The organism is Bradyrhizobium lablabi (assembly GCF_900141755.1).
Taxonomy (GTDB): domain Bacteria; phylum Pseudomonadota; class Alphaproteobacteria; order Rhizobiales; family Xanthobacteraceae; genus Bradyrhizobium; species Bradyrhizobium lablabi_A.
In genome coordinates, this window is record NZ_LT670844.1 from 2512460 (window position 1) to 2537568 (window position 25109).

At 62.9% G+C, this 25109-nt stretch carries 20 protein-coding genes; 9 read left to right on the forward strand and 11 right to left on the reverse strand.

The annotated features are described in order from the left end of the window. Positions 1-42 precede the first annotated feature (42 nt). Entirely contained in the window at positions 43-480 is a 438-nt protein-coding gene (locus B5526_RS11675) for a hypothetical protein (RefSeq protein WP_079538324.1), read from the forward strand. A 353-nt stretch (positions 481-833) separates the two neighbouring features. Continuing rightward, positions 834-1652 (forward strand): Crp/Fnr family transcriptional regulator, encoded by an 819-nt coding sequence (locus tag B5526_RS11680; protein WP_079538325.1) that lies wholly within the window; start codon positions 834-836, stop codon positions 1650-1652. Positions 1653-1661: 9 nt separating this feature from the next. Here B5526_RS11680 and fdhF read toward each other — a convergent pair whose 3' ends face one another. The 7 genes from fdhF to mobB all read right to left on the reverse strand — a co-directional run bounded on the left by fdhF (position 1662) and on the right by mobB (position 11637). After that, positions 1662-4427, reverse strand: coding sequence for a formate dehydrogenase subunit alpha (gene fdhF, locus B5526_RS11685; protein WP_079538326.1), 2766 nt, complete (start codon positions 4425-4427; stop codon positions 1662-1664). After that, the gene (locus tag B5526_RS11690) at positions 4424-6133 is read right to left on the reverse strand and encodes an NADH-ubiquinone oxidoreductase-F iron-sulfur binding region domain-containing protein (RefSeq protein ID WP_079538327.1); all 1710 of its coding nucleotides are present in this window, start codon (positions 6131-6133) and stop codon (positions 4424-4426) included. The genes fdhF and B5526_RS11690 overlap by 4 nt, the downstream gene beginning before the upstream one ends. Positions 6134-6291: 158 nt before the next feature. Further along, on the reverse strand, positions 6292-6552 hold the full coding sequence (locus B5526_RS11695) for a hypothetical protein (protein ID WP_079538328.1): 261 nt from the start codon (positions 6550-6552) through the stop codon (positions 6292-6294). 80 nt (positions 6553-6632) lie between these two features. After that, positions 6633-8288, reverse strand: coding sequence for an OFA family MFS transporter (locus B5526_RS11700; RefSeq protein ID WP_079538329.1), 1656 nt, complete (start codon positions 8286-8288; stop codon positions 6633-6635). Positions 8289-8635: 347 nt separating this feature from the next. After that, a complete protein-coding gene (locus tag B5526_RS11705) occupies positions 8636-8911 on the reverse strand; it encodes a sulfurtransferase TusA family protein (RefSeq protein ID WP_079538330.1) in 276 nt (91 codons plus the stop codon). 901 nt (positions 8912-9812) lie between these two features. Beyond that, the gene (locus tag B5526_RS11715; RefSeq protein WP_079538332.1) at positions 9813-11069 is read right to left on the reverse strand and encodes a molybdopterin molybdotransferase MoeA; all 1257 of its coding nucleotides are present in this window, start codon (positions 11067-11069) and stop codon (positions 9813-9815) included. A 40-nt stretch (positions 11070-11109) separates the two neighbouring features. Further along, positions 11110-11637, reverse strand: coding sequence for a molybdopterin-guanine dinucleotide biosynthesis protein B (gene mobB, locus B5526_RS11720; protein WP_079538333.1), 528 nt, complete (start codon positions 11635-11637; stop codon positions 11110-11112). Between the two features lie 253 nt (positions 11638-11890). Between mobB and B5526_RS11725 the strand changes: the two genes are divergently transcribed. Both B5526_RS11725 and mobA read left to right on the forward strand, forming a co-directional pair. Next, positions 11891-12781, forward strand: a complete 891-nt coding sequence (locus B5526_RS11725; protein ID WP_079544927.1) for a formate dehydrogenase accessory sulfurtransferase FdhD — start codon at positions 11891-11893, stop codon at positions 12779-12781. Then, complete coding sequence (gene mobA / locus B5526_RS11730; protein ID WP_079538334.1) at positions 12771-13391, forward strand: molybdenum cofactor guanylyltransferase MobA; 621 nt, start codon at positions 12771-12773, stop codon at positions 13389-13391. Before B5526_RS11725 ends, mobA begins: the two co-directional genes overlap by 11 nt. 114 nt (positions 13392-13505) lie before the next feature. Here mobA and B5526_RS11735 read toward each other — a convergent pair whose 3' ends face one another. The 3 genes from B5526_RS11735 to B5526_RS11745 all read right to left on the reverse strand — a co-directional run bounded on the left by B5526_RS11735 (position 13506) and on the right by B5526_RS11745 (position 18265). Then, complete coding sequence (locus B5526_RS11735) at positions 13506-15455, reverse strand: molybdopterin biosynthesis protein (RefSeq protein ID WP_079544928.1); 1950 nt, start codon at positions 15453-15455, stop codon at positions 13506-13508. 8 nt (positions 15456-15463) lie between these two features. After that, positions 15464-16591 carry a molybdopterin-binding protein gene (locus B5526_RS11740; protein WP_079538335.1) on the reverse strand — a complete coding sequence of 376 codons (1128 nt, stop codon included), beginning with the start codon at positions 16589-16591 and terminating at the stop codon, positions 15464-15466. Between the two features lie 186 nt (positions 16592-16777). Further along, the gene (locus B5526_RS11745; RefSeq protein ID WP_079544929.1) at positions 16778-18265 is read right to left on the reverse strand and encodes an aldehyde dehydrogenase family protein; all 1488 of its coding nucleotides are present in this window, start codon (positions 18263-18265) and stop codon (positions 16778-16780) included. A 118-nt stretch (positions 18266-18383) separates the two neighbouring features. On the opposite strand from B5526_RS11745, the gene B5526_RS11750 reads away from it, so the two are divergent. The 3 genes from B5526_RS11750 (at position 18384) to B5526_RS11760 (ending at position 21819) form a co-directional block, all read left to right on the forward strand. Then, on the forward strand, positions 18384-19469 hold the full coding sequence (locus B5526_RS11750) for a substrate-binding domain-containing protein (protein WP_079544930.1): 1086 nt from the start codon (positions 18384-18386) through the stop codon (positions 19467-19469). 117 nt (positions 19470-19586) lie between these two features. Further along, entirely contained in the window at positions 19587-20480 is an 894-nt protein-coding gene (locus B5526_RS11755; protein ID WP_079544931.1) for a helix-turn-helix transcriptional regulator, read from the forward strand. A 148-nt stretch (positions 20481-20628) separates the two neighbouring features. Beyond that, on the forward strand, positions 20629-21819 hold the full coding sequence (locus B5526_RS11760; protein WP_079538336.1) for an ABC transporter substrate-binding protein: 1191 nt from the start codon (positions 20629-20631) through the stop codon (positions 21817-21819). Between the two features lie 134 nt (positions 21820-21953). On the opposite strand, the gene B5526_RS11765 is transcribed toward B5526_RS11760, so the two are convergent. Further along, the gene (locus B5526_RS11765; RefSeq protein WP_079544932.1) at positions 21954-22919 is read right to left on the reverse strand and encodes a TAXI family TRAP transporter solute-binding subunit; all 966 of its coding nucleotides are present in this window, start codon (positions 22917-22919) and stop codon (positions 21954-21956) included. A 163-nt stretch (positions 22920-23082) separates the two neighbouring features. On the opposite strand from B5526_RS11765, the gene B5526_RS11770 reads away from it, so the two are divergent. Both B5526_RS11770 and B5526_RS11775 read left to right on the forward strand, forming a co-directional pair. Next, positions 23083-24051, forward strand: a complete 969-nt coding sequence (locus B5526_RS11770; RefSeq protein ID WP_079538337.1) for a Bug family tripartite tricarboxylate transporter substrate binding protein — start codon at positions 23083-23085, stop codon at positions 24049-24051. Between the two features lie 54 nt (positions 24052-24105). Further along, positions 24106-25080, forward strand: a complete 975-nt coding sequence (locus B5526_RS11775; protein WP_079538338.1) for a Bug family tripartite tricarboxylate transporter substrate binding protein — start codon at positions 24106-24108, stop codon at positions 25078-25080. Positions 25081-25109: the final 29 nt, after the last annotated feature.

Consider the following 25109-nt stretch of genomic DNA (forward strand, 5'->3'; position numbering starts at 1 on the left):
TTGCGGATGCGGGTTGCGACTGCGCCCAGCTGAGATGACGCCATGCCGCTCCTCTCAAGATATCCCGATCCCGGCGAAATCAGCGATCGACTTCGCGACGCCCATGCGGTGACGGCGGAGCTGATCGCGGAGGTCGTCCGGCAGACCAGGAAATCCGCGCGGATCGAACAACTGATCGGGTCGGGAGCCTGGACCGATGCAGCCCTTGCACTGATCGACCTGGAGCTGCCGCAATGGCAGGTTCGCCGCATCGCCTATGACGGTGGTGAATGGTATTGCGCGCTGTCGCGCCAGCGCGAGCTCCCCGAATGGCTCGATCAATCGATCGAAATCCGTCACGCGGATTTGCCGCTGGCGATCCTGGGCGCGTTCGTCGAGGCCCGTTGCCTCACGGCGCCCCGAAGCCGGACCAGCGTCCCCGCCGCGCCGCGCGACGCCAACCCGCCCTATGTGCCGGCCTGTTGCGATAATTTCGCGTAGCGGCCCGAGCGGGCGGCATCGTCAAAGTCCGGTAAAATCTGTTCAGGCCCCCTCCCCCGAATAGCGGCCCAAGCCGGCTCTAATCCAATTGATCACTATGAAACATGATGGAATTCTCTATGGAATTCCCATGGGGGCGCACCCCATTGATGCGCTTAGGTTTCTGGTGCAGTGATGATCCCAACCTTTTGCTCGGTCTATAAAGGCAAACAAGCCGCGTTTCCGGCGCAAAAAGAGGCCCAAATGTATCGCAAAACCTCAATCGAACGCCCGACAGGACGGCGATCCTGCGGGACCCGCATAGGGCGGGGCGGGAGCAATCTTGGGCTTCGCCAAGGCATCGGAGGGACCCGATGACGGCCAGCAATGCAGACCTGTCGACGATCCTCAATCGCATTCTCGACGCAGCAGCGGACAACCTCAGGATCGCAAAGATCCTGACCCAAATGGGTCTCGACCCCAACAACGTCACCTACGACGCCATCTTCAACCGCCTGCTGGAAATCTTTTTGCACAACATCACCCTCGCCAACATGTTTGCCCTGGTTGGCGCCATCTTCTTTGTCGCCACCTTGCTGACACAGACCATGGTGCCGCTGCGGGTCGCGAACATGATCGGTTGCGCTTTCTTCGCCGCCTTCGGCGCGCTCACCGGAACCGTCACGACCTTTCTCTTGTATCTCCTGCTGGTCCCCATCAATGCCTTTCGCCTCCGTCAAATGCTCGTTCTCATAAAGAAGGCGCGAAGCGCAACACAGGGCGACACGTCGATGGAATGGCTCAAGCCGTTCATGACCGAGCGGAAATATCGCAAGGGCGATATTTTGATGAAAAAAGGCGACGCCGCTAACGAAATGCTTCTGACCGTCACCGGAAAATTCCTGGTGATGGAAATCAACGTCGAACTCCCGCCGGGACGCCTGATGGGCGAACTTGGCTTTCTTACCCCCGATAACCGGCGCACCGCGACGATCGAATGCATCGAGGATGGGCATGTGCTGACCATCACCTATGAGAAGCTGCTCGAGATCTACTTCCAGAACCCGCAATTCGGCTATTACTTCCTGGTGCTGACCAGCCAGCGCCTATTGGAAAATATCGCGCGGCTCGAAGGCATCCTCGCCCAGAACAAGCTCGCCCAGCAGGCTGCGGCCGCGAGCGGCCCGAACTGAGCATATCATTCACTCCGCAGCGGTACGCACCTCCGCGCGCTCGCACCTGACCGCGCAGAACTTGAATTCGGGAATCTTGCCGAACGGGTCGAGCGCCGGGTTGGTCAATAGATTGGCGGCGGCCTCCGCGTAGCAGAACGGCATGAACACCATGTTCTCCGGGACGTCACGATCGGAGCGCACTTTCACTTCGACCGCCCCGCGCCGCGTCTCCAGCCGGACGAAATCGCCCGGCCACACCTCCAGCCGCCGCATGTCCTTGGGCGACATGAACGCCACCGCCTCGGGCTCGATCTGGTCGAGCACCTGCGAGCGCCGCGTCATCGAGCCGGTGTGCCAGTGTTCGAGCACGCGCCCGGTCGAGAGCACCATCGGATATTCATCGTCGGGCAATTCATCCGGCGGCAACACGCGCGCCGGCACGATCTTGCCGCGACCGCTCTCGGTCGGAAAACCCGTGGTGAAGATGATCTCGTTGCCGGGTTTTGCGGGGTCGTCGACCGGATAGGTCACCGCGCCCTCGCGCACCAGCCGCTCCCAGGTGATATTTTGCAGCGACGGCATCACCTCTGTCATCTCGGTGAACACATCCGCCGGGCCGCTGTAATTCCAGGGCAGCCCCATGCGTTTTGCGATTTCCTGGATGATCCAGAGATCCTGCCGCGCATCGCCCGGCGGTTTTATCACCTCGCGCGCCAATTGCACGCGGCGGTCGGTATTGGTGAAGGTGCCGGATTTCTCCGCAAACGCCGAGGCCGGCAGGATCACGTCGGCATGAAACGCGGTTTCGGTGACGAACAGATCCTGCACCACCAGATGCTCGAGTTTTGCCAAAGCCTCGCGGGCGTGCTGCAAATCGGGGTCGGACATCGCGGGATTCTCGCCCTCGATATACATGCCGGTGATCTCGCCGGCGTGTATCGCGTTCATGATCTCAACGACGGTGAGGCCGCGAACCGGATCGAGCTGCTGATGCCAGAGTTTTTCGAAGGGCTCGCGCAGGTCGGTACGGCCGACCGGCTGATAATCGGGCAGGAACATCGGGATCAGGCCGGCGTCGGACGCGCCCTGCACGTTGTTCTGGCCGCGCAGCGGATGCAGCCCGGTGCCGGGACGGCCGACCTGGCCGGTGATCAGCGCGAGCGCAATCAGGCAGCGCGCATTGTCGGTACCGTGCACATGCTGGCTGATCCCCATGCCCCAGAAGATGATGGAGGCCTTGGCGCGCGCATACAGCCGCGCCACTTCGCGGATCGTTTCCGCGGCAATGCCGCAGATCGGCTCCATTTTTTCCGGCGTGAATTCCCCGATGCGCGCCTTGAGATCCTCAAAGCCTTCGGTGTAGCCGGCGATGTACTGTTCGTCGGTCAAACCTTCGGTGATGATGGTGTTGATCATCGCGTTCAACATCGCAACGTCGCTGCCGGCCTTGAATGCCAGATTCCTGTAGGCATGGCGTGACAGGGACTGCCCGCGCGGATCCATCACGATCAGCTTGGCGCCTTTTTTCACTGCGTTCTTGATGAAGGTCGCGGCGACCGGATGGTTCACCGTTGGATTGGCGCCGATCACGATGATGACTTCGGCATCCATGGCGGCGGCAAACGGCGCCGACACCGCGCCCGAATTCAGGCCTTCCATCAACGCCGCCACCGAAGAGGCGTGGCACAGCCGCGTGCAGTGATCGACATTGTTGGAGCCAAAACCGGTGCGCACCAGCTTCTGGAACAGATACGCCTCTTCGTTCGAGCCCTTCGCCGAGCCGAATCCGGCGAGCGCTTTCACGCCCTTCTCGTCGCGGATCTTGACGAGGCCCTTGGCGGCGATGTCGAGCGCTTCTTCCCAGGACGCTTCACGAAAATGCGTGAAGGGATTGGCGGGATCGACCTGGTCGTTCGCATCCTTCTTCGCATTCGGCAGCCGCACCAGCGGTTTTGTCAGGCGATGCGGGTGATGGATGTAGTCGAACCCAAAACGGCCCTTGACGCAGAGCCGATTGTGGTTGGCCGGGCCATCGCGCCCTTCCGCATAGATCACCTTGTCGTCCTTGACCTGATAGGTGACCTGGCAGCCGACGCCGCAGAACGGGCATAGCGAATCGACCTTCTTGTCCGCATAGGTGACGCGGGTCTGGTTTTCATCGAGCATCACCGCGGGCATCAGCGCGCCGGTCGGGCAGGCCTGCACGCATTCGCCGCAGGCAACGCAGGTCGATTCCCCCATCGGATCGTCGAAATCGAACACGATTTTTGAACCGTGATTACGATAAGCCATGCCGATGACGTCATTGACCTGGACCTCGCGGCAGGCGCGCACGCACAATCCGCACTGGATGCAGGCGTCGAGATTGACGCGCATCGCCGGATGGCTGGCGTCGCCATCCCAGCGCTCGGCGGCCGGAAAACGGCTCTCGGTGACCTCGACCTTTTCGGCCCAGTGCCAGAATTTTGACTCTGGATCGTGGGAGGTCTCGCGCGCCGGCTGGTCGGCGACCAAAAGCTCCATCACCATCTTCTGCGCCGCGACCGCGCGGGCGCTCGCCGACTTCACCTTCATGCCGACGCTGGGCGTCCGCTTGCAGGAGGCCGCCAGCACGCGTTCGCCTTCGATCTCCACCATGCAGGCGCGGCAATTGCCGTCGGGCCGGTAGTCCGGTTCGGGCGAATAGCACAGATGCGGAATTTCATGGCCCTGGCGTTTTGCCACCTGCCAGATGGTCTCGCCGTTGATGGCCTCGACCTGCTTGCCGTCAAGTTCGAACTGAATCTTCGTCATTCCGCAGCTTCCTTCGGCACGAACTCGCCCGGGAAATATTTTATCACTGACGTTAGCGGATTTGAGGCGGCCTGGCCGAGACCGCAGATCGACGCATCGCGCATCGCCTGGCTCAATTCGTCGAGCAATTGCCGGTCCCAGACCGGCTTTTCCATCAATATTGCCGCCTTCTGGGTGCCGACGCGGCACGGCGTGCACTGGCCGCAGCTTTCATCCTCGAAGAAGCGCATGAGATTGAGCGCCGCGCCCTTCACGCTGTCCTGTTCCGACAGGATGATGACCGCGGCCGAACCAATAAAGCAGCCGTATTTTTCCAGCGTGCCGAAATCGAGCGGAATATCGTCCATCGATGCCGGCAGGATGCCGCCCGAGGCGCCGCCCGGCAGATACGCATGGAAGGTGTGGCCGTCGGCCATGCCGCCGCAGAACTCCTCGATCAATTCGCGCACCGTGACGCCTGCCGGCGCCAGCTTCATGCCGGGATTTTTGACGCGGCCGGAGACCGAATAGCTGCGCAGGCCGTTGCGCTCGTTGCGGCCCTGGGCCTTCCACCAATCCGCGCCCTTCTCGACGATGTCGCGCACCCACCAAAGCGTCTCGATGTTGTTGATCAATGTCGGCAAGCCGAACAGCCCGACCTGGAACGGGTATGGCGGCTTGTGCCGCGGCAGTCCGCGCTTGCCTTCGATGCTCTCGAGCAGCGAGGATTCTTCGCCGCAGATATAGGCGCCGGCGCCGCGCCGCATGTGCAGCCTGGGGCCGCCTGGCGGCAGTTTCGCGATCTCGCGTTCCAGAATCTCGCGGCAGGCCGGATATTCGTCCCGGATATAGATGTAGATTTCGGGCGCTTCGACGATATGCGCGCCGATCAGCGTGCCCTCGAGGAAACGATGCGGATCGGTTTCCAGATAATAGCGATCCTTGAAGGTGCCGGGCTCGCCCTCGTCGCCGTTGACCGCCATCAGCCGCGGCCCGGGCTCACCCAACACCGCGCGCCATTTTCGCCCCGTCGGAAAGCCGGCGCCGCCGAGACCCCGCAGGGACGCATCGTCGAGCGCCTTCAACAGCTCTTCCTTTTTCAATTCGCCTGAGCGCAGGCGTTTGAGCAGCGTGTAGCCGCCGCCGGCGACATAGGCGTCGTAATCGATATATTTTGGAAGATGCGCATGGCTGTCGCCGGCCTTTGCGGCCGCAAGCACGCTTGCGACGCTGGCGTGATCGACAAAATTGTGACCGACCTCGGCGGCCGGCGCCGTATCGCAGCGGCCGACGCAGGGCGCGCGCACCACGCGGATGCCGGGGCCGGCGGTCGCCTGCAATTCCCCGAGCAGTTTTTCCGCGCCCAGCATGGCGCAGGTGAGCGAATCGCAGACGCGAATGGTCAGCGGCGGAACGTCTGCCTCGCCCTCCTTCACCACGTCGAAATGGGCGTAGAAGGTCGCGGTCTCGAACACCTCCGCAAACGCAAGCTTCATCTCGTCGGCAAGCGCTGCGAGGTGGGCTGCAGAGATCTGGTGATATTTGTCCTGGATGAGATGCAGATATTCGATCAACAGATCGCGCCGCCGCGGCCGGTCGCCAAGCAAATGCGCTATTTCTTCCGCGGCTACCGGATCGACCTGACGTCCCTTGGGCGTCGATTTAGCCCGCCGCCGTCCCTCGCCGGGATGCTCGAAGGAGCGGACTTGTTGAACGTCATGGCTCATCGGGACGTCTCGTTCCTGTTTCTTTGGCGATGCAACTTTAGTGCCTGGCATGCCAGATGCCAAGAGCAATATTGTTGCACAAATAATGATTTAAGGGGCACGCAGCCCTCCGCCGTCATGCCCCTTATCAAACACCTGTTGGCGCGGAAAGGCGAACCTCAGGTCTTGCCCATGCAGTCTTCGATGTAGAACCAGCGGTCGTCGCCGGCCAGTCCCTTCGATTTCACCTCTTTGCGACAGGCCTTAAGCTTGGGCTTGTTCGCACTCCATTTCGCCTTCATGTCCTTCAGCTTCTCAATGGTCAGCTTCATTTTCGAAGGCTTTGCCTCGGCAGGCGCCGTTGTGCTTTGGGCTGAAGCGGTATGCAGGCTGCAGGCGACAAGCAGCATGGCGGCGAGGCAAACACTGGTGCGAAGCATGAAAGTCCCCTTGGGTGTCATTTCCTTGATGGCGGTTGACCGCGGGACGCGCGTTCACGTCCCGTGGCCATTAGCGGCGATCAGAAGATCTTGATCGCGCCTTCCAGCGTCTTGTAGACGCCCCAGGCGAGCGGGATGCCGACGAACGCCCAGAACAGCGCCGCCCTGACGTCCAGCCCACCCTTGCCGATGCCGAACGAGCCGTGCTGCACCGCAGCCTCGCTCTTGGCGCTCGCCGCCTGCAGCCTGGCGACCTCGTCGGCGCTCATGTGCCATTTGTGGTCGACCGGCTTGACCAGGTAGTTGCAGATCAGGCCGCCGATCAGCATGGCGCAGAGGATGTACATCGTGCTGTTGTAGAGCTGGTCGCGCGGAACGCCGGCCGCGAGTTGGAACTCGCGGAGGTAGTTCACCACAAACGGACCCAGGATCCCCGCCGTCGACCATGCGGTGAGCAAGCGCCCGTGAATGGCACCCACGAACTGCGTGCCGAACATGTCGGCGAGATAGGCCGGCACGGTGGCGAAGCCGCCGCCATACATCGACAGGATGATGCAGAAGGCACCGACAAACAGCAGTTTCGAGCCCATATCAGCGAATGTCGGCGCCAGCGCATATAGCGCGATACCGAGCAGGAAGAAGCAGAAATAGGTGTTCTTGCGGCCGATATAGTCTGACAGCGACGCCCAGAACACCCGGCCGCCGATGTTGAACAGCGACAGCAAGCCGGCAAAGCCGGCTGCGATCCCGGCGATGGTTGCCTTCTGCTCGACGGTCAGCGCGTTGAAGCCGACGTTTGGCAATCCAATCAATTTGCCGGCGAAGATCTCCTGCAACATCGGCGAGGCCATGCCGATCACGCCGATGCCGGCGGACACGTTCAGGCACAGCACCCCCCAGATCAGCCAGAACTGCGGCGTCTTGTGCGCATCGTCGAGATGAACGTTGTAATGCGAAATCATCGCGTTGGTTTTTTCGGGCGGAGTCCAGCCGTCGGGGCGCCAGCCGACCGGCGACACGCGATAGGCGAAGGCGCCGATCATCATGAAGACCAAGTAGATCACGCCCAAGGTGGCGAAGGTTTCCCAGACACCGACCGAGGTGGGAGTCTTGTAGTAATTGATCAGCAAATTCGCCAGCGGCGCGCCGATCATGGCGCCGCCGCCGAAGCCTGCGATGGCAAAACCGGTCGCCATGCCGCGGTGGTCGGGGAACCATTTGATCAGCGTCGAAACCGGGGAAATGTAGCCGAGGCCGAGGCCAATGCCGCCGATGACGCCGGAGCCAAGCCACATCAGCCACAGTTGATGCGTGATGATTCCGATCGCGCCGAGAAACAGGCCGCCCGACCAGCACAGCGCGGCGACGAAGCCAGCCTTGCGCGGGCCCGCCCGCTCCAGCCAGCCGCCCCAGATCGCGGCGGAGACGCCGAGAAACACGAAGAACAGCGTGTACATCCAGCCCATGCTGGCCACTTTCCAGTCACAGGTGGTGGTGAAGAGCTCTTGCACCAGCGACATGTCGGGGCAGGCTTTCGGCGCCGTCAGCCCGATCGCGCGCGACAGCGGCAGCCAGAACACGGAAAAGCCGTAGGCCATGCCGATGCACAGATGGATACAAAGCGCCGCCGGCGGCACCAGCCAGCGATTGAAGCCGGCCTTGGCAATGGTGTGCTCGCGGTCGAGAATCCCCTCCGCGCCGCCGGACATGGTTCCGGCGCTTTGAATGGTAGCCATTCGAACCTCCCCTACAGCCGCCCATGCCGGGCATGTCTGCGATCCCACGATCCCGTTATCTTAATTTCCCGTCCTGCGTGCAAGCGTCCACCTTGCTGCCCCGCACGATTCCGTGACGCGCCGGGATCGCGGAGCGCATTCTGAATTCTAACAACCTTGGGGGACCGCTTGTGCCGCCCGCCATAGCCCGGGACTCTACCCGGGATCGCGGGTCCTGTGACCTGCTCGAATCTGCCCTCCACCCCCGCAGAAAAGGAGGATTGGGGCAGAACCGATGCGCCATGTCGATAGGCCAAAGGTAGCGATTTCCCGGGATTTGGGTCGGTTCCGGACATAGGGCAATGCATCTAACTACCCTGATTTCGAAGCCCGGGTTCCGCGCCGACGGGCGACAAGCCGTCCGCCTTTTCGATCAGGAACACGATTTGCTGCTCGGTGCGTTCGGTTATCTCGACCTTGTCGCCGGTCTCGCCGATCAGATTGGGGATATCGATCACCGCCAACGGATCGGTGCAGTGAACCTCCAGCCTGTCGCCCGGCTTTAGCCCCTTGAGCGCCTTGCGCGTCTTCAATGCCGGCAGCGGACATTTGAGGCCGGTGAGATCGAGTTTCGTCGTGGTCATGGTTGCGAAGATGGAGAAGCAGGTTCGGATCGTCAACGGGGGGTTTCGTCATTGCGAGCCACTGGGTCGGCGCGAAGCGCCGCCCGATGACAGGCTCCGCGACTTGTCCGCCGTAGCTCGAAGAGCGAAGGCGGAAGCAATCCATCCTTCGCGCCGCGAGACAGAAAGCTGGATTGCTTCGTCGCTGGCGCTCCTCGCAATGACGGCTGGATATAGCTCCGACGGTGGATACAGCTTCGCGATCCCGCGGCGCGATGCGCCCGAGTTTTGCTTTGATCTCCGCCCCTTGAGGGCGTGGGGAATGCCGGGCGCCGATGCACCCGCAGCCGCGCGTGTAGTGTAGTAAACACGCGCGTTAGTCACCACAGGTCCACCGGAACAACCCGGCATTCCCGCACGCAATGGTTTTACGGCTTATTTCGTGCTCTCCCCGGTGACCGGGCTTTCTTGCCACCGTCATCGGCGGATTTGCGTCCACCAACTTGACACCAGCGTCGGGGTGTCAGGACCACACGACTTCACCGTCCGCCTTCGTGCCGTTCGTCAATGGCACTATCAGCGTCCACCGCATCCCGTCCCGCGTTCGTGACGACCGCGAAGCGCCCCTCTGTGGAACGAGACGGTGATAATTAATGAAGTGATTTGCGTGAGAACGAAACAGGAATATTTTTGCAAAAGGGGCTGGACAGGTTTTTGCTGATTTGCCCGTCGGGCAAAAACCAACACCGTAATTCGGGCTACAGGACTCTATTCCCGTCATTGCGAGGAGCACTTGCGACGAAGCAATCCAGCTTTCTGTGTCGCGGCGCCAAAGCTGGATTGCTTCGTCGCGGAGCCTGTCATCGGGCGCGCGTTCGCGCGACCCGTTGGCTCCTCGCAATGACGGTGGTGAGAGTTGCGGCTACATCAAACTCGCATACGACAAAAATCCAACCATCTCGCCGGGCTGCACCAGCGTGATTGTCTCGCCGAGTTCGACCAATCCATCGGTATCAACCAGCGACGACAACAGCCCTGCGCCCTCGCGCGGAAATTTTATCGCTTCGAGCACGCCGTCTCCCGCCCGACGCAGATTGACGCGGACATATTCGCGGCGGGCGATTTTTTTCTTGTAGGTGAAAGCGGCGCGGACCGGCATCGGCACCAGCCTCTCGTGTACCGCGCCCGCAAGCGCCAGCACGGTCGGCCGGACCACATGGACGAAGGTGACAAAGCTCGCGACCGGATTGCCCGGCAGTCCGATGAACGGCGTGCCGCCGATAATCCCCATCGCCACCGGACGCCCGGGTTTTATGGCCATGCGCCACAGCACCAGGGTGCCGACGCTTTCGACACCGGCCTTGACGTGATCCTCCTCGCCGGTCGAAACGCCGCCGGTGGTCAGGATCAGATCGTGATGAGCCGCCACGCTCTTCAGGCTGCCGGCCAGCGAGGCGCGATCATCGCGCAGAATACCGAGATCGCTGACCTCGCAACCGAGGCGCTTGAGCATCGCCGATAGCATGAAGCGGTTGGAATCGAACAATTGCGCCGCCGCGCGCTTGTCCCCGGGCGATACCAGTTCGTTGCCGGTCGAAAACACCGCGACGCGGATGCGCCTCACCACATCGACATGGGTCAGGCCGAACGCCGCCGCGAGCGCGACGTCCTGCGGCCGCAGCCGCCGGCCGGCATCAAGCGCGGCGTGACCGGCGGGAATATCCTCGCCGGCGGGGCGCACATTGGCGCCGGGTTTCAGCCCCGGAGGGAGAACAACCCTGCCGGCTTCATCGATGCGCACATCCTCCTGCATGAACACCGTGTCGGCGCCATCCGGCATCGGCGCGCCGGTGAAAATGCGCGTGGCGTGACCTGGCGTGGCCGGCTCCTGCGCCGACGCGCCGGCCTGAATGCGCGAGGTCACGGGAAACGCCGCTTCGTTCCCAGGCGGCAGATCGCGGCTGCGCACCGCATAGCCATCGACGGCGGAATTGGTGAAGGGCGGCAGCGGCAGCGATGCGGAAATGTCGCGAGCGAGAATGCGCCCATCGGCCTCGGCAAGCGCAACGGTCTCGATATCGCGCACCGCCGTCACCCGCGCGGCGATGATGCCGACGGCTTCATCGACCGACATCATCGGCCCGCCGAACGCAAAGCAATCGTCGGACAATTGCGCCATGTTTTGTCTCAGGCTTCTTGGTTCTCAGACTTCTTATGTCTCAGACTTGGCTAACGCTTCGCGCCAGCACGTCTTGGACCGATATCGCGAACCGCTGCATCATAGAAGCAATCGCCGGGATGTCATCGAGATGGGCGACCGGAAGCTCGGTTTCAACCGCGGCATCGGTGGCGATGCCGGCGATGGCGGGATCGTCGGGGAACAGCAGCGCCTTGCCGTTGGCGGCGCGGTGCACCTCGATCTTGCGATGCGGCTCGGACTTGAAACCTTCGACCACGACCAGATCGACCCGCGACATCTTCTTGAGCAATTCCGGCAGCCGCGGCTCGGAGCGGCCGCGCAATTCATGCATCAGGGCCCAGCGCTTGCCGGAGGACACCAGCACCTCTTCGGCGCCCGACTGCCGGTGCACCCAGGAATCCTTGCCCGGCACGTCGACATCGAAACTATGATGGGCGTGCTTGATAACGGAGACGCGAAGGCCTCTCTCACGCAAATGCGGGATGACGCGCGCCAGCAGGGTCGTTTTGCCGGCGCCGCTCCATCCCGCAAGGCCTATCACTTTCATCACGTTCTCCGGAACCTGCGTCCTCCGACGTCATTGCGAGGAGCCAACGGGTCGCGCGAAATGCGCGCCCGATGACAGGCTCCGCGACGAAGCAATCCACCTTCGCCGTGGATGCATGGATTGCTTCCGCCTTCGCTCTTCGAGCTACGGCGGACAAGTCGCTTCGCTCGCAATGACGCCATTGGCCGTATTTCGCTCATGCTCTAGGATACTTATATCAGGCTTCAGGCAATGGTATGCTAGCCTGCAAATGATGATGAAGATCGACAAAGCGCCCGTCCCGCTGATCTTGCCCAATCCGCAGGACCCCCGGCTGACCGAACGCGTCGCCGGGTCCGACCAGACCGGGGCGGCGGTCGAGATCAATGTCCCGGTGGAGCGGCCGCTGACGCTGTACCTCAACGCGCAAGAGATCGTCACCATGATGACGATCGGCGACTATCCGGAATATCTGGCGCTCGGATACCTGCTCAACCAGAACATGCTGAAATATGACGACGTCGTCACCGAAGTGGAATATGACGACGACCTCCAGGTGGTGGTGGTGCGCACCGAGCATCATACCAATTTTGAACAAAAATTGAAAAAGCGCACACAGACCTCGGGCTGCGCGCAGGGCACGGCGTTCGGCGATCTCCTGGAAGCGGTCGAAAGCGTAGCCCTGCCCAAGGCGGAGTTGCGCACGTCCTGGCTCTACCAGATGACGCACACGATCAACACCATGCCCTCGCTTTATCTGGAGGCCGGCGCGATCCATGGCTGCGTGCTGTGCAAGGAGGGTACGCCTGTCTGCTACACCGAGGACGTCGGCCGCCATAACGCCGTCGACAAGATCGCGGGCTGGATCTATCGCCACGGCGTCGATCCCGCCGACAAGATTCTTTACACCACGGGACGGCTGACATCCGAGATGGTGATCAAGACGGTGCGGATGGGAATTCCCATCCTGGTCTCGCGCTCGGGTTTTACGGCGTGGGGCGTCGACCTCGCCCGGCAGGTCGGACTGACGCTGGTTGGGCGCACGCGGGGAAAACGTTTTATTGCGCTCTCAGGCCAGGAGCGGATCATCTACGATCAGAATCTCGCTTTTGTCGAAGAGGAATCCGCGCGTCACAAGCGCAAGGGCGCCGACCGTGACGACTAACATCCCCGGCGTATTACTGGCCGGCGGCCTGGCGCGCAGGATGGGCGGCGGCGATAAGCCGATGCGCCGGATCGGCGGCCGCACCATCCTTGAACGCGTCATCGCGCGATTAAAACCGCAATGCGACGGACTGATCCTCAATGCCAATGGTGATCCGGTGCGATTTGCGAGTTTTGGTTTGCCGGTGATTGCCGATACCGTGGAGAATTTCCCTGGACCGCTCGCCGGCATTTTGGCGGGGCTCGACTGGGCGGCGGCGAAGAAACCCGAAGTTGAATTCATTCTCAGCGCCGCCGCCGACTGTCCGTTCCTGCCGCGCGATCTCGTCGCACGCCTGCATCGCGCCCGCACCGAGCAGAACGCGCAGCTCGCGGTTGCCGCCTCCGACGGACAATCGCATCCGGTGATCGGACTATGGAGCGTGGCCCTGCGCGATGAACTCCGCCACGCACTGGTCGTGGAAGACATCCGCAAGATCGACCGCTGGACCGCGCGCTATCGGCTTGCGACGGTGACGTGGCCGACGGAGCCGCTCGATCCGTTCTTCAACGCCAACACGGTGGAGGATATCGCGGAGGCGGAGCGGCTGGCGGCGTTGGATGGGGGGTGACCACTTGCTCCGCCCTCATCCTGAGGAGCGGCCCCCTTGGCCGCGTCTCGAAGGATGGGCCGCGGGTGGCCTCATGGTTCGAGACGCGCGAAGACGCGCTCCTCACCATGAGGATCACGCAGGCCGAAACCCCGCCCCTTCCAGCGCCGCGCGGCTTTCTTCCGACGCCAGCGCCTGCAAAAACGCCTGCACCGCCGGGCGCTGCTTGCGCGCGGTCACCAGCGCAAAATCATAATGCTCTTCCGCGAGCGGAATAAAACCTAGGCCCGCGGCGTGCGCGACCGGCGCGATCGTCATGCCCCAGTCGGCACGATGCTGCGCCACGGCGGCGGCGACGGCGTTGTGCGAGCGCGGCTGGTTCCAGTAGCCATCGGGGCGCGCCTCGCCGAGCAGGCGATCGATCAGGATGCGGGTGCCGGCGCCCTGGTTGCGGTTGACCATGATGCAAGCGGCGTCGGCGAGCGCGGCGCGGACGGCGGCTTGCGCGTCCAGGCCTTCGAAGCGCGCATCACCAGCGCGGAACACGATGCCCTGCATCCGCCGCCAGCCCGGCACCAGTTCGAGACCGGCCATGAGGAACGGCGCGTTGTAGCTTTCGGTCGCCTCGTCGAACAAATGGATCGGCGCGAAATCGCACTCGCCGCGCCGCGCCGCCGCCAATCCGCCGAGACTGCCCACCGCGATCGAGCGCACCATGAGGCCCGCGCGGGCCAGCGGTGCGGCGACCAGATCGAGCCCGATGCAATGGCTGCCGACGATGACGAGATCGGGCACCCGCACATGCGGCGTGAACAGTGTCACCTCGGCCTCGGAGCCTGCCGGCAACTGATCTGCCAGCGCATCGATCTTCAAAAAGCCGTCGGCCTGCGCGAACGAGGTGATGGCGCCGGAACCCTTGCCGGAGGGGTAGGCGATCAGGCCGTCGGCGCCTTCGACCAGCGATATCATCACGAATTCGGTGCGGCCGAGTTCGGAGGCGATCCGCACCGGCACTTTTGCCGTGACCTTGGCATCGGAACGCGGCGGCAGGCCCGCCATCCGCCGCAGCACCGGCACGATCATGTCGTGGAAGGTGAACATCGCCGAGGTCGGAAATCCCGGCAGGATTATCACTGGCTTGCCGTCGCAGACCGCAAGGCACAGCGGTTTGCCGGGTTTCAGCGCGACGCCATGGGCGATGATGCCGGGTTTTCCGAGGCGGGCGATGATGCGATGGGAGACATCGCCCGCGCCCTTCGAGGTGCCGCCGGACAGCACCAGCATGTCGCATGTTGCAAGCGCCTTGCGCATCGCGGCTTCCAGCGCTTCCTCGTCATCGGCGACAGCTCCGAGAAACATCGCCTCGCCGCCGTTCTCGTTCACCGCTGCCGTGACGATCGCACCGTTGGTGTCGTAAATCTCCGCAGGGCGCAGCGGCGTGCCCGGCTGAACCAACTCGTCGCCGGTCGAGAGCACCGCAACCTGCGGCCGTCGCGTCACCAAAACTTCCGAGATGCCGCAGGCCGCGCACATGCCGATCTCGCGCGAGCCGATCATGGTGCCGGCGCGCAGCAGCGTTTCGCCGCGCGCGATGTCGGAGCCGGCATAGGACACGAATTGTCCGGGCGACGCGGCGCGGCGGATCTCGATCGCGCCGGCGCCGGCGGGGTTTGTGTGCTCGACCATGACCACGGCGTCGGCGCCGCGCGGCAATGGGCCGCCGGTCGCAATCGAGGTCGCCGTGCCTGACAACACCGGCCGCAGCGGCGCGGTGCCGCAGGCGATCACTTCGTCGTTCAGCATGACGCGCACGGGCGCGGCTTCGCCGGCTTTGGAGAGATCGGCAGCGCGCACCGCAAAACCGTCGACATTGGAGCGGTCGAACGGCGGCACGTCGATCGGCGCCACGATATCCTGCGCCAGCACGCAACCCTGCGCGTCGGCAAGCCGCCGCTGCTCGCTCGGGAGCGCGCGCGGAAACAGCGCGGCGTCGAAACGCGCCATCGCTTCTTCGCGCGACAGGATCGTCAGGAACTGATCCTGATCGACGCTGTCCGGGCTCTTTGGCCGTGGAGAATTGGTCATGTCGGAACTCATATCAAGTCCCGCAACAGATAGGCATTCACCGGCGTTCCCGCAGCAAACCCCTCAGAAGCGCCGGGGACCACCAGCCATGCATCGGCCCGGGCAACGAGGTCAAGCGACAGCTCGCCGACCGCGAGCGGCGTCCATGCGCCGGCACTTTCTTTCAGCAGGACGATCTCGGCAAGGCCCACGCTTGATGCGATCTTCCGAGAGAGCGGCAGGGTGAAGGACTGCCGCTGCAAGAGACCGGACAATCGGTCCAGCACCGGGAGCACCAGCGTCCACCACGCCGCGAGCGCCTGATCCGGCGCGCCCGGCAGCGCGACGACGGGGATCTTCCCAATCCTGCCGACGGCAGCCGTTCGGCCGGGCTGCAAGGCAATGCCGTGCGCGATGTCGGCGCCGCACTGGACCAACGCTGCGATCGCCGCATCGGTATAGCCGACGCCGCTGCCGCCTATCGTGACCAGTAAATCGCAGTCGCCAGGTTCGATCACCTTGGCAATGGATGCCGCATCGCGTCCACTGGCTTCGGCCCAGGCCGGGCTGGCGCCGGCCGCACCTGCAAGTTCACAGATCAGCAGCGCCGTATGGCTAAGACTTGAGTTCGCGGGAATGTCGACGAGACGCAAGCGTGGGTGACGTACGCGAATGCTTTTCAGTCCCGCAACGCGTGCGCTCAACAGATCGACTCGGCCAATGCGCTGTCCCGAAGGGACGACAGAACGGCCTTCGGCGATGTCGCCGCCGATCCGGCGAACCCCCTGCCCCGGTATCGCTTCCACCAAGGCCTCGGCGATTGGACCTGTCTGATCGATACAGGAGGCATCGACGACGCAGTCGCACCCCTCCGGCATCGCATCGCCGGCTTCGACCCAGGTCGGAGAAAGGGCCAACGGCAACGGCGAATAGGACGACGCACCGACGAGGTCGCGGGCGCGCAAGGCCCAGCCATCCGCCGCGGCGACGTCGCAAGGCGGAACCGCCTGGAGCGGCGGCATCTCGGACGCCACGCAGCCCAACGCTTCCGCGGTCCAAAGCTCGCGGGGCGCGACGGGCTCAAGATTATTGAGCAAGGTCGCGAGCGCGACATCGAGCGGAGTGAGCGAGGCCGGCAGGCGCTGGGTCGGGATCATCAGGGCATGGTGGACCACGCGCTGGCGCCTTGGCAACTATCCCCAGCTTAGTCGTCCCTGCGAAAGCAGGGACCCATAACCACCGCCGTTAATTGTTGGCAAAGGCAACACCACAGCGCCTCAATGAGAGGCCGCGGCGTATGGGTCCCTGCTTTCGCAGGGACGACATGGCAGAGGAGTTAACCATCAAACGTTCAGGTTCATCCAGACGGCCTTTGGCTCCGTAAAGTTCTCGATTGCCGCGGTGCCGTGTTCGCGGCCGAGACCGGAGTCGCGCTCGCCGCCCCAGGGCAATCGGACATCGGTATAGCCGTAGGTGTTGATCCAGACCGTGCCGGCGCGCGCCTTCTTCGCGAAGCGCTGCACCCGTCCGATGTCGCGGCTCCAGACGCCGGCTGCCAGGCTATAGGCGGTGCCATTGGCGATGCGCAGCGCCTCGGCTTCGTCGCGAAAGCGGATGACGCTGACGACCGGGCCAAAAATTTCCTCCTGCGAGATCCGCATCTCGTGTTTCACCCCGGCGAACACCGCGGGGCTGATGAAATATCCGCGGTCGCCGACGCGCTCGCCGCCGGTCGTGAGCAAGGCGCCCTCCTGCTGGCCGATCGCGACATAATCGAGAATGATCTTCATCTGCTTTTCGGAGATCACGGGGCCGAGCACGGTGGCGCGATCGCCGGGATCGCCGATGCGCAAGCCCCTGGCGCGCGCCGTCAGCCGCTCGACCACGTCATCGTAAACCTTGTCATGGACGAGCACGCGCGAGCCCGCCGAGCAGACCTGGCCCGCGTTGAAGAAAATACCGGCCGCCGCGGCCTTGGTGGCGGCATCGAGATCGGCGTCGTCGAAGATGACGTTGGCGGACTTGCCGCCGAGTTCGAGCGACACGCGTTTGAAATTGCCCGCGGCGCCCTTCATGATGCCCCGGCCGACGCCGGGCGATCCCGTGAAGGTGACCTTGTCGACGTCGGGGTGATTGACGAGGGCTTCGCCCACGACCCGCCCCGGGCCGGGGACGATGTTCAGCACGCCCGGCGGCAAGCCTGCTTCGAGCGCCAGTTCGCCGATCCGCAGCGCCGACAGCGACGTCAGCTCGGCCGGCTTCATGACGATTGTGCAGCCACACGCCAGTGCAGGGGCGAGCTTCCACATCCCGATCATCAGGGGGAAATTCCAGGGCACGATGGCCGCCACCACGCCGATGGGTTCGCGCACCGTGTAGGTCAAAGCGTCGTCGCGCGTGGACACGACCTCGCCGCTGATCTTGTCGGCCCAGCCGGCGTAGTAAGTCAGCGTGTCCACCGCCGCCGGGAAATCCTGGCGCAGCACGGCTGCGATCGGCTTGCCGGCATCGAGGCTTTCCAATGCAGCGATCTCATCCGAATGCTTTTTCAGAAGCTCCGCCCACTTCAGCAGGATATGGCCGCGTTCGGCGGCGCGCATCGTGCGCCACGGACCTTCGAAGGCGCGGCGCGCCGCGGCCACCGCGCGGTCGACGTCTGTTTCGTCGCCTTCCGCGATCTCGGCGATGATTTGTTCGGTCGCGGGATTGAGGGATTTGAAGGTGCGCCCGGAGGCGGACGGAACGTGCCTGCCGTCGATCAGCAGCAATTTGTCTTTGGCGGCCGCCATGGCGGGCGGCGCGTCACGCGAATGATCATATGCAATCGACATCATATTTCCTCCGGCACTTATTGCTCAACCTAGGAGCATATTGCCAATCGTAAATATGATATGCTCTGCCTATGGCCCGCCATGATATGAAGTAGATTTCATAACTATGGACGCGAAAATGCTGCGCATCGAAATCGATACCGTTTGGCGCTTTCACCGGGAAGGCAGCCCGCAGACGGCGATCGTCATGCTGGGGATCCTCAACGAGATCCGCAAAACCGGCAAACTGACAAGCGCCGCGGGTCACGCCCGCCTTTCCTACCGGCATGTCTGGAATCTGGTCGAGCAATGGTCGGATTTCTTCGGCGTGCCGCTGGTCGAAACCCAGCGCGGCAAGGGAACGAGACTGACGGCCTTCGGCGAAAAGCTGGTCTGGGCCGGCGAGCGCATGCAGGCGCGTCTCGGCCCGCAACTGGAAAACCTGGCGCAGGAACTCGTCACCGAGATAAAACCGTTCCTGCATCAGCGCCCGTCGGTGATCCGGGTTCACGCTAGCCATGGTTTTGCCGTCTCAAAACTGCGGGAGTTACTCGACCGCGAGCCCGGCATCGGGGTCGACCTGCGCTATGTCAGCAATCAGAACTCGCTGGTGTCGCTGGCGCAGGGCGCCTGCGACCTCTCCGGCGTGCATCTGCCGCACGGCGAATTGCGCGCGCAGGGCATTCAGGCTTGCAAGGAGTGGCTCGATCCGCGCGAAGATCGCGTGATCAGTTTCGTCACGCGCGAGATGGGCCTGATGGTCAAGCCCGGCAATCCGCTCAAGATCGCATCCCTGAAAGACCTCGTCGAGCGCAAGGCGCGCTTCGTCAATCGCGATCACGATTCGGGGACGCGATTGCTGTTCGACCAGTTGCTGGCCTTGCACAGGATCGACCAGACCAAAATCAACGGCGCGCAGCAAATGGAATTCACCCATGCAGCGGTTGCCGCCTATGTCGCCAGCGGCATGGCGGACGCAAGCTTCGGCGTCGAGGCCGCGGCCCGGCAGTTCGGGCTCGATTTCATCCGGATGCTGACAGAGGACTATTTCTTTGTCTGCAAGCGTGCGTTCCTGGAAACGGAGCCGATGCAGCGCGTGCTCGACATCATGAAGGGCCGCGAATTCCATAAGGCGGTTGCGGCGCTGCCGGGATATGTCGCCGCCAATACCGGCTCGGTCAGCTCGGTGAAGGAATTTCTGGAGAGGATGGACGCAAGCCGATAGCGCCGACCGGTCCCGGCGGCGGCGCGGACATTGCCGCCTCTCTCCACCTTGTTCGGCACGAATTCCGCTATTTGGCAAATGATTGAACAGGGCCAAAAATATGCATACAAATGCAAGATGGACTTTTTGACCACCAGCGAGGCCGCCGAATATGTCCGGCTTGGAGAGCGCAAGCTCTACGAACTGGTGACGTCGGGCGCGATTCCCTGCAGCAAGATCGCCGGCAAGTGGCTGTTTCCGCGTCACGAGCTCGACCTTTGGGTGCTTTCGGGATTGGCGCGGCCCGCCGGCATGGCGGCGGCCGACCCGCCGCCGATCGTCGGCGGCAGCCAGGACGATCTGTTGGAATGGAGCTTGCGCGAATCCGGCTCCGGGCTTGCCTCGCTCAGTGAAGGCACCGCACGCGGCGTCGAGCGGCTGCAGCGCGGCGAGGTGATGGTCGCGGCGATCCATTTCCACGGCAACACCATTCCGGACGGCTCCGCCGACGACGCCAATCTCGCGGCGGTGCGCGCGTTGCCGGGCCTGCATGATGCCGTGCTGGTCGGTTTCGCGCGGCGCGAACAGGGTCTCTTGCTGCCGCCGGGCAATCCGAAGCAAATCCACACCCTCGCCGATGTGCTTTCTGCGGGTGCGAAAATGGCGGTCAGGCAGCCCGGCGCGGGCGCCCAGATGCTGCTCGAGGTGCTCTTGAGCCGCGCGGGCGCCGGACCGAAGGATCTGCGCCGGTTCGAGCCGCCCTGCCTGACCGGTCCCGATCTTGCGGCTGCGATCCGCGCCGGCAAGGCCGATTGCGGCCTCGCCACGCGCGCCGCGGCGACAGCGGCGGGGCTCGATTTCGTGCCGCTGGTGTCCGAGAATTTCGATCTGTTGATGCGGCAGCGCAGCTATTTCCGGCCGCAGATTCAGGCCCTGATCGGCTTCCTCCGCGACAAGCCCCTGAAGCAGCGCGCCATCGAGCTCACCGGCTACGACCCTGCACCGTCAGGCCAAATCCGCTTTGCCGCGTGAGGAGATCATGATCCCCTTGGATTGACGCGGACGGCCAATTGGTTGCAAAAGCAACGGACCGGCTGAGTGACGCTTCCGGTCAATAATAAAGGCCAATGTGCCCGACACCCATGGGAGGACATCCGTGATTTCAGTGAGAAAAATCTCCATGCTTGCGGCGTTCGCGATGGCAACACTGTCATCGCCAGCGGCGCTGGCGCAAATTTCCGACGATGTGGTCAAGATCGGCGTCCTCACCGACATGAACGGGCCGGCCTCGACGCCGACGGGCCAGGGCTCGGTGACCGCGGCGCAGATGGCGGTGGATGATTTCGGCGGCAAGGTGCTGGGAAAGCCGATCTCAGTGATCGTCGGCGATCATCAGCTCAAGCCGGATATTGGCGGCGGCATCGCGCGACGCTGGTATGACGTCGAACAGGTCGATCTGATCGTGGACGTGCCGGTGTCGGCGGTGGGGCTTGCGATCCAAAGCATCGCCAATGAAAAGAAAAAACTGTTCATCACCCACTCCACTGGTGCTGCGGATTTTCATGGAAAATTCTGCTCGCCCTACGCGATCCAGTGGGTGTTCGATACCCATGCCCTCGCAGTCGGCACCGCCAAGGAAGTGGTGAAGCGCGGCGGCGACAGCTGGTTCTTCATCACCGACGATTACGCGTTCGGCCACGCGCTCGAACGCGACGCCTCCGCGGTGGTCAACGCCAATGGCGGCAAGGTGCTCGGCTCGGTGCGCCCGCCATTGGCAACGCCGGACCTTTCATCCTTCGTGCTGCAGGCGCAGGCCTCAAAGGCAAAAATCATCGGCATCGCCGCAGGTCCCCCCAACAACATGAACGAGATCAAGACCGGCGCCGAGTTCGGCATCTTCAAAGGCGGCCAGCAGATGGCCGCCCTGCTCGCGCTGATCACCGACATTCATTCGCTGGGACTACCGGCAGCGCAAGGGTTGTTGCTGACGACGTCGTTCTACTGGGACATGGATGACAAGACCCGCGAATGGTCAAAACGCTATTTTGCCAAGATGAACCGGATGCCGACGATGTGGCAGGCCGGCGTGTATTCGTCCGTGATGCATTATCTCGACGCGATCAAAGAGACCGGCACCGACGAGCCGCTCAAGGTCGCCGCGAAAATGCGCGAGAAGCCGATCGAGGATTTTTTCGCGCGCAACGGCAAACTGCGCGAGGACAATCTGATGGTGCACGATTTGATGCTGGTCGAGGTCAAGAAGCCGGAGGAGTCAAAATATCCGTGGGACTATTACAAGATCCTCGCAAAGATTTCCGGCGAGGATGCGTTCGGCCCACCGGATCCGGCGTGCCCTTTGGTGAAGAAATAACTTCTTCCTGTCGTCCCTGCGAAAGCAGGACCCATAACCGCAGGTGTTCGCGATTGAGCCAGGCTGGAGCTCCAGCTTTCGCAAAACTTAGATCGGTGGTTATGGGTCCCTGCTCTCGCAGGGACGACGGAGATTTACTTCACCACTCCGATCTCGCGGAGATATTTCAGCACGCCCGGATGGATCAATTCCACGTTCGGCGCGGCGGCGACCGTGTTCGCCGCCGTCGTCTCGCAAGCCTGCGCCAGTTTCTTGCAGAACACACCCTCCGCGCCATGCAGCGTTTTCGCCAGATGATAGGCGACATCGTCGGGCAAACTCTCGCGCGCGAGGATAAAACTCCAGGAGCCGAGCGCATTGATCGCGTCGTTCTGGTTGGGATAGCTGCCCGCCGGCACCGTCAGCGGCTTGAGAAAAGAGTGTTTTGACCTGATGCGCGCGATCTCGTCGGCATCCGGCGCGATGAAGCGGGCGCCGGTGGGGCTCGCCGCGACAGCGGCAAATCCGGGCCAGCCGATGCCGGCGCCCCACAGCGCCGCGGCGCGCCCGTCGAGCACCATCGCCGGCCCATCGCCGGCGCGATCGAGATAGAGGGACTTGAAATCCTCGTCCTGCTTCAGTCCGAGGCCATCGAGGATATAGCGCGACAGGATTGGAAGGCCGGAGCCCTTGGCACCGAACGCGACCGGCTGGCCGACCAGATCGTGAATGGTCTTGAAGGGACTGTCGGCGCGCACCACGAACATGCCGGGGCTGGAATACATCGCGGTCAGGATTTTCAGCCGGGTCGGCGGCCGCCCGATGCCCATGAAGGCTTCATAGGAAGGCTCGCCGGCGACCAGCGCGATATCGAGGTTTGAAGCTTCCAATAGCGGAATGTTCTCATTGCTGCCCTTGGTGTTGCGCGGCCCGATCGCAAGGCTCGGATCGGCCTCGTTCATGATTTCGGCAAAGGCATTGCCGTAAAGCGGGAAGCCGCCGCCCGGCGTTGCGGTACCCAGACTGATCGTGGTCTTTTGAATGGCCTTGCCTCCTTCTTGCGCCGCAACGCTCCCTGCCAGCAGCATGACGCCAGCGCAAACCACACGAACGATGTTCATGGTCGACCCCATGGGCGCGCCGGCTGGCGCGCGGAAGATATTCGCCAAAGGCAATGTAGGCAAATTTGCAATTGTATGAAAGCATGGCGCAACGGATGCCAAAAGCTTGATGTGTCGATGTCGGGTTCGACAGCAAGTGATAAAAGAAATGACGGGGGGAACCATGATCGCATGTTTGCGCGCGGCGATGTTCAGCCTGATTTTTCTGGCGGCAGGTAGCGCGCCGTCATCCGCCGCCGATTATCCGAACCGTCCGGTGCGCTGGCTGATCGGCTTTCCCGCAGGCGGCCCGGTCGACGTCGTCGCGCGCATCATGAGCCAGGCGCTGTCGGAGCATTTCGGCCAGCAATTCGTGGTGGAAAACAGAGCCGGTTCCGGCGGCAACATCGCGACCGCTGCCGCGATCAGTTCGCCGCCGGACGGCTATACGCTGTTATTCAGCGGCGCTAACAACGCGATCAGCGCCTCGCTCTACAAGAAACTGCCGTTCGATTTCATCCGTGACACCGTGCCGGTCGCGGTCTTCACGCAAGTGCCCAACCTGCTGGTGGTGTCGAACGCCATGCCGGTCAAAACCGTTCAGGAGCTGATCGACTACTGCAAGGCCAATCCGGGCAAGGTCTCCTATGCCTCATCCGGCAACGGCACCACGGTGCACATGTCGGCGGAACTGTTCAAGGCGATGACCAAATGCGACATGCTGCATGTGCCCTATCGCGGATCGGCGGCCGCCTTTCCCGACGTCATCTCCAACAAGGTGCAATTGATCTTCGACAACCTGCCCACGGCGATGGAACAGGCGCGCGGCGGCAGCGTGCGCGCGCTCGGCGTCAGTTCGCCGCAGCGCTGGCCCAGCGTGCCCGAAATTCCCGCGATCGCCGAAACCGTGCCGGGATATGAGGCGACCGTCTTCTACGGCATGTCCGCGCCCAAGGGCACGCCGCCGGAAATCATCGACATTCTCAACAAGGCGGTGAATGAAGTGCTGAAGGATCCGAAGCTTGTCGCGCGGTTCGCCGCAATCGGCGGCGTCCCGAAGCCGATGACGCCGGCCGGATACGGCAAACTGATTGCGGACGCGACTGAAAAATGGCGCAAGGTGGTCGAGTTCGCCGGCGTTTCGGTGGATTAGACCATGCTGTGTAATTACAAAATGCGGCAACGAACAGAAAACAACGGAAACCCCATGGTATCTTTGCGCGCCGCCGTTTTCGGCCTGGTCTGCCTTGCAAGCCTTGGGGCAGGTCCCGCCCCCTCCGCCGCCGCCGATTATCCGAACCGCCCGGTGCGCTGGCTGATCGGTTTCGCCGCCGGCGGGCCGACCGATATCGTGGCACGCGTCATGAGCCAATGGCTGTCGGAGCATTTTGGCCAGCAGTTTGTGGTGGAGAATCGCGCCGGTTCCGGCGGCAACCTCGCGGCCGCCGCGGCGGTCAGTTCGCCACCGGATGGCTATACGCTGTTGTTTGTCGGGCCCAACAACGCGATCAGCGCCTCGCTCTATAAGAAACTGCCTTACGATTTCATTCGCGACACGGTGCCGGTCGCGAGCATCATGCAACTGACCAATATGCTGTTGGTGTCGAACGCCATGCCGGTTAAAACCGTTCAGGAGTTGATCGACTATTGCAAGGCCAATCCGGGCAAAGTCTCCTATGCCTCATCGGGCTACGGAACGTCGGTGCATATGGCGGCGGAATTGTTCAAGGCGCTGACCAAGACCGACATGGTCCACGTGCCCTATCGCGGAGCGGCGCTCGCATTTCCCGATATTATTTCCAACAAGGTGCAATTGATCTTCGACAATTTGCCCACGGCGATGGAACAGGCGCGCGGCGGCAGCCTGCGCGCGCTCGGCGTCGCCTCGCCGCAGCGCTGGCCCGGCGTGCCTGATATCCCGGCCATTGCCGAAACCGTGCCGGGATTCGAGGCGGTCGGATTTTATGGCATCTCCGCGCCAAAGGGCACGCCGCCGGAGATCGTGGAGATCCTCAACAAGGCGGTGGGCGAGGCGCTGAAGGATCCTAAACTGGTGGCGCGGCTGACCGAGCTTGGCGGCATCCCGAAGCCGATGACGCCGGCCGAGTTCGGCAGGCTGATTGGCGACGAGACGGAGAAATGGCGCAAGGTGGTGGAGTTTGCCGGGGTGTCGGTGGAGTAACCCCCGACTAAAGGCATCGCCAAAAGCGA